This is a genomic window from Vibrio sp. Sgm 5, from assembly GCF_026241575.1.
GTDB classification, from domain to species: domain Bacteria; phylum Pseudomonadota; class Gammaproteobacteria; order Enterobacterales; family Vibrionaceae; genus Vibrio; species Vibrio jasicida.
Genome location: NZ_JAPHPY010000089.1, coordinates 1 through 10,935, shown reverse-complemented (window position 1 = coordinate 10,935; position 10,935 = coordinate 1). Strand labels below are relative to the sequence as shown.

Below are 10,935 nucleotides of genomic sequence, written 5' to 3'. Positions count from 1 at the left end.
CCGAATACATTAGCGCAAACCAACTCCGTTATTACTTAATTGTAGTTGCAATAACGGGGCGGACCATACATTTTTTAGAGATCTCTGTATGCTTGTTATGGCCACTTAATATTAGACAGAAACCTGTCTCAACTTGGCGTGGTGAATGTCAGGAAGTAGCACAGAATTATCGCCTTGAACAACTAAATTTCTACTACGTTCTGTACTTGATAGTGATAGAATCTCCGCATCAAAACTATCGAGCAACTCTATGTTTATCCATCATGTAAACGGCATCGACTGGCTGGTGATTACAGCTTTTGAAGAACTGAAACCTATATTCATCGAAGACGCTGGTGCGATCCCCTCTTGTTTCTCTATCGACAGTGAATTGAGCCTGATTGATCAAGCCAAACGCACTTATGGATATTTGCCTGCACTCAACGGTGTAATCACGGATACTGGCACGTTTGAAAGCCAAGATAACGAAGAAGATTTGAACCCACAGCTAGCATGCTTAGTCGAGGGACGCGGGCGAGTGTTTATCTATCACGGCGGGTTAGTCGCTTTTGTGGATGATGAGCAAACCTTTATTACCCGAATGAACTGAAAATTATTCCACGAGAAAGGCAATGCTGCGATGAACTAGCGAGCAGCATTGCTTGCAAGGAATAGGGCAAAAAAAGAGTCAGCTTGATAGTCTGACTCTTTTGTATGAAGCCGAGGGTATTGCGAGAAAAGTGGTAGGTAGTTGAATCGGTTGAATCCGCTTATTACTGAGGCTGGTGGCCAGTCTTCTTTGCAAACTCCTGCATCGCTTCGGCAAACGTTGTGGTCCCGCCTTTCGCTTGAACCTGTATCACCTTGTACCCCATCTTTTCCAACGCTTGGCGTTCTGCCAAGACCGCTTTGTCATCTTGCTGACTGCCCTTTGCAGGTTGATGAAGGTAACACCCTTCTAGTTGACCATCTTCGACCAGTTGGTGGTGTTTCAGTGCATTAATATCAAAATTCATGGTAATTCTTTAAATCAAAAATAGGGAGTTTCTGTGGCAGGTTACATGCGCTTTAAAGGCTTAACAACACTGTCCAAGCCTTCAATTTTAAGTGCGAGGCAGAGCTTTAGCAGTTCGCCTAGCTCCCCTTCCGGAAAACCTTTTTTATCGAACCAGAGTAGGTATTCTTCTGGAAGATCAATAAGAACACGCCCAGCGTATTTGCCAAACGGCATTTGCATTCGAGCGAGTTTAATAAGGTTTTCTTTTTCTAACATATACTACTGAGTCTGTTGGGATAAATCTTGGCTAAGAGTAACACCCAAGCGATCGACCCACCAGTTAATTGCATCTTTAGCATCGTCTAAAGAGTCAATCATAGTCGAGAAGTCTTTGTTTCCTGCTTGACGATCAATCACGGCGAACAAAGGCGCATCACTCTCAGAATCGCTCACCAGTAACTCCACCGTCGCGGAGCCTACATTGGTGTGCTCTCCTGTCGTGATTTTTGAGATGGTCGAGATCCCTAAACCAACTGGAAGAATGCTTGAGGTAACCGCAAGAAGAGGGTTAGGCGTTTCTACATTACTGACTGCAATGCTCAAGCGAAGTGTTTTTTCACCGGGTTGGTCGACAATCTTTTTGACCGGTGAGATGCGCGCTTTTAACTGCTCAACCATGTAAGTCGTCAATTCATTGATTTCTTCATCATCGAGCTCAGATTCTTGAACCACAACCATTACTCGGTCAATCACCACGCTATCGTATTCATCCATTTTCTCTTTCAATCGAGTAGCATCGCGCAAACCAACTCTGGCCCAAACAAGATCAACGCCACCCTCTGGTCCGGGACGAAAATCTTCATAACTGGTGAATTTCGTCGCACTGACGACAGGACCACCTGCACATCCACTCAAGATGAAACCCAGAGTTACAACAACCGTCGCCTTAAACAAGCGCTCAACCAATGACTTAAACATACCAACTTCTAAAACTTTGATTATACAGTTTATCATTCCATATAAATTTGGCTAGTATTTATTCACTTAATGGATGTTTTGTTGAATCAAGTATTGAGCTTCCCGCTGCACAATTTCATGTTAAAGTACGCCGCTTACTGGAAAGCATAACGAGAAAAATAATGAAGTCACCTTGCCGCGCAGCCTGTAAGAACAACGGCGGAATCTGTTCTGGCTGTCACCGAACCATGGAAGAAATCGTGCAGTGGAAAGATAAGTCTGATGCTCAACGAGACGCGATCATCGAGCAATTGGTTGGAAATGATTCAACCCACTCTTGCCCTGAATGTGGCACGAACGCGCACTGCGATATTGCTGCGGGGAAAGAGACGTGCTGGTGCTTTGATATTGAGACCAGAGATTTACCAAAGCCAGAAGCGGGACAGCTTTGTTTGTGTCGTAAATGTTTGGAGAAAAAGCCAGTCGCCTAGCCTATCGAATATAGGACATAACGGACTGGCTATCATTGAAATGAGGGTGAGTTCTGCGAACTATTTCTGCGCTAACGCTTGGGATTCGAACTTCACACCATCCCAGCCTGTCACCATAAAGTTACGAATGTTTTGATGGTCGTTGTTCTCTGGATGTGCCAATACGTCTTCACGGTAGAAGCGACCAAAACACGCCAACGTTGCCTCTTTGCTTAGGTTATTCAGTTGACCAAAAGCGAAGATCTTGCACGAGCCATTATTCTCACCGGCATTATTCTGCGTTTCACCATTCACAAAAGCCAATATAAGAGTCATAAATCATAAATATATTCAGAGCCTTATTTAACAACACATCAATCAATGCACTATTCCTCACTGTTGTAGTGAATGAATAGATATCTAATTTAGGTGCATTGAGCAACATTGTATCTGCTTAATAAGGAAATATCATGACCACCCCATTTAAGGCAATAGGCGTATTGGCATTATCTTCACTTGCCATCGCATGTTCATCTCAACCTGACGATTCTCTCTCTTCGTTTGCAGCCCAATGTAAAGCATCGGTAGCACCTATTGCTAGGGAGACATCCATCCAAGGTTTGACCTTTATGGGAACGTCTATCGCTGACGCACCGTTCGATACATCGGCAGCAGAAATCGTTCAATATGATGCGTGTACTGACAAGCTTTACGTTGTCAACGCTCAAGAAAAGCGTGTCGATGTGCTTTCTATGGATGACAACAGCGCACCAACGCAAACCGCATTCATTGATCTCAACAGTGCAGGTGAAGCGGCAGGCGTTGAAATTGGTGCGGCAAACAGCGTTGCTGTCTTTAATGGTTTAGTCGCTGTAGCGATTGAAAACAGCAATAAGCAGGCGAATGGCATTGTTGGCTTGTACCGCTCGGATGATTTGTCGCTGATCACCACCTTCCCTACCGGCGCACTGCCAGACATGGTTGGCTTCTCAAAAGATGGCAGATACATTGCGACAGCAAACGAAGGTGAGCCAAATGGTGACTACAGTGTCGATCCAGAAGGCAGCATCACATTAATCGACTTGAGCCAAGGCGTAAAACAAGCAGAAGTCACGCAGATTGGTTTCAATGAGTTTGATGGAGCACGTAAGTCTGAATTACCAGCTGATGTTCGAATCTCTGGTCCAAATGCCACGGTGGCGCAGGATCTAGAGCCGGAATACCTCACCTTTGCTGAAAACGGTAAAATCTACGTTGCACTGCAAGAAAATAATGCTTTGGCAATCGTAAACCCTGAGAGCAAATCGGTAGAGAAAATTGTCGGTCTGGGCGAGAAAACTTGGTCGGACTCAAAACTGGATGCTTCTAACAAAGACAAAATCATTGGCAACTTTAAGAGCTACCCTCAGTTGGTTGGTCTGTACATGCCAGATACCCTCGACAGCTACTCGGTAAACGGTAAAACGTACATACTCTCTGCCAACGAAGGTGACGGTCGTGAATATGGCTTCAAAACAACACAAGCTCTGTGTGACCAAGCAGGCTTTAAGTGGGATGAAGACGATTACCTCGGTAAAGATGAATATACTTCTGAGCAAGGCACCTGTTTAAGCCATGTTGACGAAGTGCGCGGTAAGAAGCTGAAAGTCTCAGCAGATCACCCGTTGGCAGAAGCGCTAAAAGACAACAAACAACTCGCGCGTCTAAAAGTGATTAAGCCTGAACAAACGCTTTCTGCGCAAGACAATGTTCAAGCCTTTGGCGCACGTTCATTCTCTATTTGGGATGAAAACGGTGAGTTGGTTTTCGATAGTGGTGACGATTTCGCAACCATCGCATTAATGAATGAAGGTAAGAACTTCAACAGCACCAACGATAGCAATGACAGTGGCGATGACCGCAGCGACGACAAAGGCATTGAGCCAGAGGCAATTGAAGTAGCACAAATCAATGGTCGTCATTACGCGTTCATCGGCTTGGAGCGTCAAGGCGGCATCATGATTTATGACATCACAGACCCGAAACAAGCGCAGTTCCTGCATTACGTAAACAGTCGTGATTACAGCCAACCAGTTTGTACTGAAGTGGAAGACGGCGAGTGTGCGAACGACACTTACAATCCAAAAGCAGGTGATTTGGCGCCAGAGTCAATCAACTACTTTGCTCGTAACGGACAACACTTTATCGCGGTTGGTAATGAAGTGTCAGGTACGACATCTGTGTTTCGAATTGAGCTTTAATACCCTCTCTTCAAGAGAACAAAATTAAAAGTAAAGCGCCCGAACTTCAGTCCGGGCGTTTTTGTTATTACGAGTGAGCATAACCACTCAACTCTATTCTTCAATCGCCAATGTGTCGCACTTCGAAGCACAGATAAAGTCGTTCTTATGAAGGCCTTTAATAGAATGGCTCCACCACGTGATGGTCACTTTGCCCCACTCCAGCAAGATTGATGGGTGATGGAATTCATCTTCTGCAAGCTCGGCAATCTTGTTGCTAAACGCCCACGCTTGTTTGAAGTTCTTAAACTTATAGACCTTCTCAAGTTGAGGAATCTCATCTCTCTCAATGATCTGCCAATCAGATAATTGCAGCAGCAAAGACTGTTGTTCCTCTTTACTAAGTGCAATGGCATCGATACTACAAGCTTCGCATTTTTGTTCATTCAACATGAGCAGGTTCCTTTGGTTCAAAAAGTGGTGGAAGCAATCCGGCTTCAATCGCTAGATCGGCTTGTTTCAATAAATTCAGTTGGCTAATTTGGAAAAGCTGGGACAAATCTTCAATCACGTAGTATTTCGGCTGCATGATGTCGATTCGATAAGGGGTTCTTAGCACAGTTTGCAGGTCAAACTCGTCTCTAATCGCGATGTCGCTTTCCAATGAATAGATGGTTTCTCCCGGAGATGAAAGGATGCCGCCACCGTAGATCTTGGTTTTGTTACCCTCTTGAACCAAACCGAACTCGACTGTAAACCAATATAAACGCGCAAGGTACCCTCGCTGCTTTGGTGTCGCGGCTTGTCCAAGCTGTCCGTAGTGCTCGGTAAAGGCGGCAAAATCAGGGTTGGTGAGCATGGCACAATGACCGAAGATCTCATGGAAAAAATCTGGCTCTTGTAAGTAATCAAACTCTTCTCGCGTTCTCAAAAACGTCGCGACTGGGAAGCGTTTATTTCCAAGCAAATTGAAGAAACGATCAAAGTCGATCAATGCAGGTACTGGCTCCACTTGCCAGCCCGTTGTTTCCATCAAAACACGATTGATTTCGGGCAGTTGTGGCACGCGGTCATGAGGCAAATCGAGTAGCTTGAGTCCATGCAGATAAGCGTTGCACGCACGGTCTTGAATCACGCTCATTTGTCTTGTTACCAAGTCGCGCCAAATGGCATCCTCTTCATGGCTCCATTCTACCCTTCCATCCTGATCGACGGGTTTTGAATGATACTGAGTCATTGCACATCTCCGTTAACAAATCCTTTACATTAAGCCTATCTACACTCTTTTGTCCTTCCAATCCCCTGACCATTTTCCACTCAAAATTCAGGTGTAACATTTTCTTTACATTAACACCTAACACATTGATATACATAAGGAGCCAGTTTCTCCAACGAGTTTGACTTTATTTCTGGTTCACCTCAGACTGAAAACGTTAAAACTTTGTTATAGAGGGGGCTATGCGCGAGAGCAACAAAGTCTGGCAGCCGACGGAAGATCGAATCGAGCAAGCCAATATCACGCAGTTTATCGAGCACATTAATCGGCAGGGGTTCGAGCTCAAAAACTACTCTGATTTGCACCAATGGTCTTTGGAGCATAACGAGCATTTCTGGAAAGAGGTTTGGCAATTTTGCGACCTAATTGGCACGCAAGGCGATACCGTAAAAGCACAAGGTGAAAGCCGTTGGCAATCACCAATGCAAAATCGAGATGCCGTGTGGTTCCCTCAAGCTCAAGTTAACTACGCAGAGAACCTGCTTAGTTTGGCAGAGCAACAAGCCGATGAGCTGGCGATTTGGTTTGAAAACGAACGCGGCGACAAACAGACCTACACATGGAAACAGCTGTGTGATGAGGTCTCGAGCGTTCAGCAGTGGTTAGCCGAATGTGGCATCAAGCATGGCGATGTGGTTGCTGGTTATTTACCACATATGCCACAAACCGTCATTGCAATGCTAGCCACCACCAGCTTAGGAGCAACTTGGACGTCTACCTCCCCTGATTTTGGGGTAGAAAGCGTTATTGAGCGCTTCGGGCAAGTGAAGCCAAGGGTTCTCTTCACCTGCGATGGTTATACCTTCAACGGCAAAACTTTCGATATGTCAGAGAAGAACCATCACATCGCGGATCATCTTGATGGGCTGAAACAAGTATGCCAGATCGGTTGCCTCAAACCGCATGTATTCGAATGCGATGTTTGTACTCACGATTGGCAAAACATCATTAATCAGTATTCCCCTGCTCCGTTGCATTACACTCGCGTGGAATTCAATAGTCCGCTGTTTGTGCTTTATTCCTCCGGCACAACTGGCAAACCTAAGTGCATCGTGCATTCTGTTGGCGGTACGATTCTCAATCACCTTAAAGAACACCAGCTTCATTCAGACATTCAGCCTAAAGACCGCGTCTTTTATTACACAACTTGTGGTTGGATGATGTGGAACTGGCACGTATCTGCTCTGGCGAGTGGTGCGTGCTTGGTGATTTTCGATGGTAGCCCGGTTTATCCAGCACCTAATGTGTTGTGGGATTTTGCTCAGCGCGCCGAGGTGAGTCTCTTTGGTACTGCCGCCAAGTACCTAGAGGCGATAGAAAAAGCCGGATTGTCACCTATCAAAGATTACTCACTCCCAGCTTTGAGAACCCTGTGCTCTACGGGCTCTGTGCTTTATCCAGAGCAGTTTGACTACGTGTATCAACACATCAAGCAAGATTTGCACTTGGCTTCTATTTCAGGCGGAACAGACATCTGTGGCTGCTTTGTATTAGGCAACCCTATCTCGCCTGTTTATCGTGGTGAATGCCAGTACGCTGGCTTGGGGATTGATGTTCAAGTGTTCGACTCGCAAGGTCAAAGCGTGAGTGAACAACGCGGTGAGCTCGTCTGTGTCAAGTCCATGCCTAACTTCCCTGTCGGCTTTTGGAACGATACAGGGGAACGCTACCACAACGCTTACTGGAACAAATTCGATGATATCTGGCATCACGGTGACGATGTCGAACGCAGCGCCAAAGGTGGATTTGTTTTCTACGGTCGTAGCGATGCATTGTTGAATCCTGGCGGTGTGCGCATCGGCACAGCGGAGATTTATCAACAGGTAAACGCTATTGATGGTATCGTCGATTCTATCGCTGTAGGTAAAGAGGTCGATCGCAATGAGCAAATCTGGCTGTTTGTGCAGACCGCTTCGGGTGTCACTTTAGATGACAGGTTAGTAGCAGAGATTAAGTCGCGCCTCAAAACGTCCTGCTCGCCAAGACACGTACCAAGCCAAATCTTCGCCATCAGCGACATCCCTAAAACGCGCTCAGGAAAGTTGGTAGAACTTGCAGTCAAACAAGTCATAAATGGCAAGGAAGTCGAGAACTTAGGCGCGATTGCGAACCCGGATGTTTTAGAAGAAATTCGACAACTCACGTTTGTCTAGCAAATCAAAGGAAACAAAAAAGCGAGCTAGATTGCTCGCTTTTCTTATGTTCTTTATCGGAGATTAACGGCGACCTACGCCCATTAATACTGACATTGTGTGCCCGTCTGATGTGATTTCGAAGACCTTCTTCGTTTCTACCTCAGCAAAGCCTGCTTTGATAAGTGCATTCTCTGATTTCGCTAGAGTGAAGCCCTCTTTCGCTGAATCTGCAACCCAATCGAAGTGAACAAAATAGCCACCTTTATTGAGTAATGAATGCGAAATCTTTAATGCGGTTTCAAAATCATCAATGAATGCAAGCACAGAAGATGCCACTACAAGATCAAACTGATTACGAAACGCTGGATGTTGAGCAACCAAACCACGGGTTAACACATCCACTACCGGTTCAACGTTTACAAGTTCTTTCTTATCGAGCTCTTCGATCATAGCTTCGGACGCGTCCAATGCCACAATGTCTTTAGCGGATGGTGACAACAGCTGGCTTAACTGCCCAGTCCCACATCCAAAATCCAATACTTTAATGCCATCAAGCTGAGTAAGCTGTTGTAACTGTGCAAACACCGACTGAGCAAATTGTTCTGTTGCTGGGTTTGATTCCCAATTCTTTGCTAAGCCGTCCCAATCTTGTGCCATCGTGGCCTCCATGTTCACTTCTTGTAACCCCCATAGATTACCGCAAAAACGTTAAAACACCATAGACTTATCTGGCGAATCCGTGTTTTTTTCGATAATCTTTCTTACCATTAGAAAGTCAATTCCGACGTACTGCGCGTTATTACCATTTCACTTTAGGTCTCGTCTAATCATGAACTTAGCTCAAGTTGAAGCTTTTTGTACCATTGCCGAGTGTGGTTCCGTCTCAGAGGCGGCACGTCAATTAGACTGCAATCGAACCAAACTCAGCATGTCGATTAAGGCGCTTGAAAAAGACTTAGATGTTGAGTTGTTCCTTCGCACGGGCAATCAACTCATGCTCTCTGAAGCAGGAAAGGCGATTTATAAAGATTGCGAAAACCTGCTTGTTACAGCTCAACGTATCAAGAAAACCTGCGCTCTAGTGTCTGATGGGTTCAACGCAGAAGTTTGGGTCGCACGTGATGACTCCCTTCCTGATGAATTATGGCAAGAGCTATCTCACACACTCAATAATCGCTTCCCCTCAACCACCTTCAACTTGATATTGGCCTCCAGTGGTGACCTTTCAAATTTAGTCAGTACACAACAAGTCGACTTTGCATTTGGTGTGGACTACGAACGTGTCGACGACCCGCATATTGTCTACAATCCTCTAGGCAAAATTCGAATGATGTCGGTCTGTGGCTTTGATCACCAACTGAGTAAAATGCGCCGCGTAACCGATGAAGACCTGCGTAACCAGATGCAAGCGTTGATGGTGTACTTGAATGAAAAAGACAACCCGGAACTCCACCCCTTTTCTACTCGATACATTGGTTTTTCCAGTTTTGACTACATGCTAAACACCATTTTGGAAGAAGACGCATGGGGTGTATTGCCAGAGCCTTTGATCCGACATTATTTGAGACATCAGAAACTTGCAGTGATCAAACATACCTATGGTTTGACGCAAGAGGACTACTGTATGTTTGTGCCAAACGGGCAAACAGAGCACCCTGCAATGAGTTGGCTGGCTGATAAATTAAGCGAGTATTTATTCGACTTCTAAACATATTTCACTGAGCGTCAAATATATTGACAGAAAGAAGTAAACATAAGTCACTGAATAATAAGAAAACCACTAAAGAACCATCTCATATCGATTAAATGTCACGCAGTTTTAATTTGCTTAAATTCGCCCAGAAGAGAACAATGTAAGGGTGTAGAAATAAAAGGCATATTTTATGTGTGACAGGACAAGCAAAAACGAAAACCGAATCTTAACCTTCTCAGCCCTTTTAGCTTCTGGGTTTGCAGTCGGTGGGATGGTACTTGGCTTGCTTGTTGGGTCGATCGTCATCGTATTTGACGGTGTTTATTCTCTGGTCAGTCTGCTGTTAACTTTATTGTCACTGGCAGCTTCTTACTACATCAGCAAGCCATCAAAATCTATTTTTCCTTTCGGCAAGGCTGTACTTGAACCTATCGTTATCGCTATCAAAGCAGCGGTTATTCTAATTGTGGTTGCTTTCTCGTTGTTCTCAGCGGTAACCGCGCTGATGTCAGGCGGCCGAGAGGTTGATGCTTCTATTGCAACTATCTTCGGTGTCGTTAATGTGGTTGGTTGTGGTTACGCTTGGTGGTTTATGGCGAAGAAAAGCCGTCGCTTCTCGTCAGGTTTAATCGAAGCTGAGAAAAAACAATGGCAAATGGATACGCTTTTAAGTGTTGCTGTTACAGCAGGTTTTATCGCTGCTTGGTTAGTATCATTAACATCATACGCCCACTACGCCGTCTATGCAGACCCAATGATGATGCTATTAATGGGCTTCTATTTCCTTAAAGTACCATTTGATATGCTAGTTGGTGCCCTACGCGAACTGTTAATGATGACACCAAGTAAAGAGTTGTGTCAGAGCGTTGGTAAAGACGTTTCAGACATCGAAAAAGTGACTGAGCACCAATTGAAACTGGCTGGCGTTACTAAAGTTGGTCAAGAGCTACGAGTAAATGTGGACGTGCATGTGGATGACGACACACTAGAGCTTGATACGCTAGAGCACACTCGTAAGCAGCTTACTAAGCGACTATCGAAGCACAGATTCAAGCTTCAACTACAATTGAACGTCGCTTATTAGGTCACCGCCAAAAATCATTAGAACTTAAAAGAAAAGCTCCCAATCTTGGGTAATGCCAGTCAGTTAAGCTGACTGGCATTTTTCTTTTTCCAGATTGGATACTTTGCTGATTTGTAACGGAGAAC

12 protein-coding genes and 1 pseudogene are annotated in these 10,935 nt (G+C 45.0%); 6 read left to right on the top strand and 7 right to left on the bottom strand.

Features of this window, described 5'->3' with window-relative positions; all coding sequences use genetic code 11:
• The first annotated feature begins 250 nt into the window (after positions 1-250).
• Entirely contained in the window at positions 251-589 is a 339-nt protein-coding gene (locus OQJ86_RS25435) for a cytosolic protein (RefSeq protein ID WP_265991968.1), read from the top strand.
• A 163-nt stretch (positions 590-752) separates the two neighbouring features.
• Here OQJ86_RS25435 and OQJ86_RS25430 read toward each other — a convergent pair whose 3' ends face one another.
• Genes OQJ86_RS25430 through OQJ86_RS25420 form a run of 3 tightly spaced genes read right to left on the bottom strand, consistent with a single transcriptional unit; the run spans position 753 to position 1,954 of the window.
• Complete coding sequence (locus OQJ86_RS25430; RefSeq protein WP_020195304.1) at positions 753-995, bottom strand: hypothetical protein; 243 nt, start codon at positions 993-995, stop codon at positions 753-755.
• A 41-nt stretch (positions 996-1,036) separates the two neighbouring features.
• Positions 1,037-1,252 carry a DUF3820 family protein gene (locus OQJ86_RS25425; RefSeq protein WP_005433583.1) on the bottom strand — a complete coding sequence of 72 codons (216 nt, stop codon included), beginning with the start codon at positions 1,250-1,252 and terminating at the stop codon, positions 1,037-1,039.
• A 3-nt stretch (positions 1,253-1,255) separates the two neighbouring features.
• Entirely contained in the window at positions 1,256-1,954 is a 699-nt protein-coding gene (locus OQJ86_RS25420; protein WP_265991965.1) for a DUF3313 domain-containing protein, read from the bottom strand.
• A 161-nt stretch (positions 1,955-2,115) separates the two neighbouring features.
• Between OQJ86_RS25420 and OQJ86_RS25415 the strand changes: the two genes are divergently transcribed.
• Positions 2,116-2,424, top strand: a complete 309-nt coding sequence (locus tag OQJ86_RS25415; protein WP_017188880.1) for a cysteine-rich CWC family protein — start codon at positions 2,116-2,118, stop codon at positions 2,422-2,424.
• Between the two features lie 60 nt (positions 2,425-2,484).
• Here the strand turns inward: OQJ86_RS25415 and OQJ86_RS25410 are convergent.
• A pseudogene (locus OQJ86_RS25410) lies at positions 2,485-2,724 on the bottom strand (HopJ type III effector protein); the annotation flags it as partial.
• A 149-nt stretch (positions 2,725-2,873) separates the two neighbouring features.
• Here OQJ86_RS25410 and OQJ86_RS25405 point away from each other — a divergent pair.
• On the top strand, positions 2,874-4,643 hold the full coding sequence (locus tag OQJ86_RS25405; protein ID WP_265991962.1) for a choice-of-anchor I family protein: 1,770 nt from the start codon (positions 2,874-2,876) through the stop codon (positions 4,641-4,643).
• A 93-nt stretch (positions 4,644-4,736) separates the two neighbouring features.
• Here OQJ86_RS25405 and OQJ86_RS25400 read toward each other — a convergent pair whose 3' ends face one another.
• Positions 4,737-5,075 (bottom strand): 4a-hydroxytetrahydrobiopterin dehydratase, encoded by a 339-nt coding sequence (locus tag OQJ86_RS25400; protein ID WP_265991960.1) that lies wholly within the window; start codon positions 5,073-5,075, stop codon positions 4,737-4,739.
• Positions 5,065-5,859: a phenylalanine 4-monooxygenase gene (phhA, locus tag OQJ86_RS25395; RefSeq protein ID WP_009704714.1), complete on the bottom strand. Its 795-nt coding sequence runs from the start codon at positions 5,857-5,859 to the stop codon at positions 5,065-5,067. The genes OQJ86_RS25400 and phhA overlap by 11 nt, the downstream gene beginning before the upstream one ends.
• Positions 5,860-6,080: 221 nt before the next feature.
• On the opposite strand from phhA, the gene OQJ86_RS25390 reads away from it, so the two are divergent.
• Complete coding sequence (locus OQJ86_RS25390) at positions 6,081-8,051, top strand: acetoacetate--CoA ligase (protein ID WP_265991958.1); 1,971 nt, start codon at positions 6,081-6,083, stop codon at positions 8,049-8,051.
• A 63-nt stretch (positions 8,052-8,114) separates the two neighbouring features.
• Here the strand turns inward: OQJ86_RS25390 and OQJ86_RS25385 are convergent, their stop codons facing one another.
• Positions 8,115-8,690, bottom strand: a complete 576-nt coding sequence (locus OQJ86_RS25385; RefSeq protein ID WP_042605292.1) for a class I SAM-dependent DNA methyltransferase — start codon at positions 8,688-8,690, stop codon at positions 8,115-8,117.
• A gap of 172 nt (positions 8,691-8,862) precedes the next feature.
• Here OQJ86_RS25385 and OQJ86_RS25380 point away from each other — a divergent pair, with 172 nt between their 5' ends.
• Positions 8,863-9,741, top strand: a complete 879-nt coding sequence (locus OQJ86_RS25380) for a LysR family transcriptional regulator (protein WP_038869630.1) — start codon at positions 8,863-8,865, stop codon at positions 9,739-9,741.
• A gap of 175 nt (positions 9,742-9,916) precedes the next feature.
• Positions 9,917-10,810: a cation diffusion facilitator family transporter gene (locus tag OQJ86_RS25375; protein WP_042605291.1), complete on the top strand. Its 894-nt coding sequence runs from the start codon at positions 9,917-9,919 to the stop codon at positions 10,808-10,810.
• Positions 10,811-10,935: the final 125 nt, after the last annotated feature.

Bases quoted from the DNA above. Each gene is read 5' to 3' on its own strand.
- OQJ86_RS25400 (WP_265991960.1), bottom strand. From the start codon at position 5,075: ATGTTGAATGAACAAAAATGCGAAGCTTGTAGTATCGATGCCATTGCA.
- OQJ86_RS25385 (WP_042605292.1), bottom strand. From the start codon at position 8,690: ATGGCACAAGATTGGGACGGCTTAGCAAAGAATTGGGAATCAAACCCA.
- OQJ86_RS25380 (WP_038869630.1), top strand. From the start codon at position 8,863: ATGAACTTAGCTCAAGTTGAAGCTTTTTGTACCATTGCCGAGTGTGGT.
- OQJ86_RS25415 (WP_017188880.1), top strand. From the start codon at position 2,116: ATGAAGTCACCTTGCCGCGCAGCCTGTAAGAACAACGGCGGAATCTGT.
- OQJ86_RS25420 (WP_265991965.1), bottom strand. From the start codon at position 1,954: ATGTTTAAGTCATTGGTTGAGCGCTTGTTTAAGGCGACGGTTGTTGTA.
- OQJ86_RS25435 (WP_265991968.1), top strand. From the start codon at position 251: ATGTTTATCCATCATGTAAACGGCATCGACTGGCTGGTGATTACAGCT.
- phhA (WP_009704714.1), bottom strand. From the start codon at position 5,859: ATGACTCAGTATCATTCAAAACCCGTCGATCAGGATGGAAGGGTAGAA.
- OQJ86_RS25390 (WP_265991958.1), top strand. From the start codon at position 6,081: ATGCGCGAGAGCAACAAAGTCTGGCAGCCGACGGAAGATCGAATCGAG.
- OQJ86_RS25430 (WP_020195304.1), bottom strand. From the start codon at position 995: ATGAATTTTGATATTAATGCACTGAAACACCACCAACTGGTCGAAGAT.
- OQJ86_RS25425 (WP_005433583.1), bottom strand. From the start codon at position 1,252: ATGTTAGAAAAAGAAAACCTTATTAAACTCGCTCGAATGCAAATGCCG.
- OQJ86_RS25405 (WP_265991962.1), top strand. From the start codon at position 2,874: ATGACCACCCCATTTAAGGCAATAGGCGTATTGGCATTATCTTCACTT.
- OQJ86_RS25375 (WP_042605291.1), top strand. From the start codon at position 9,917: ATGTGTGACAGGACAAGCAAAAACGAAAACCGAATCTTAACCTTCTCA.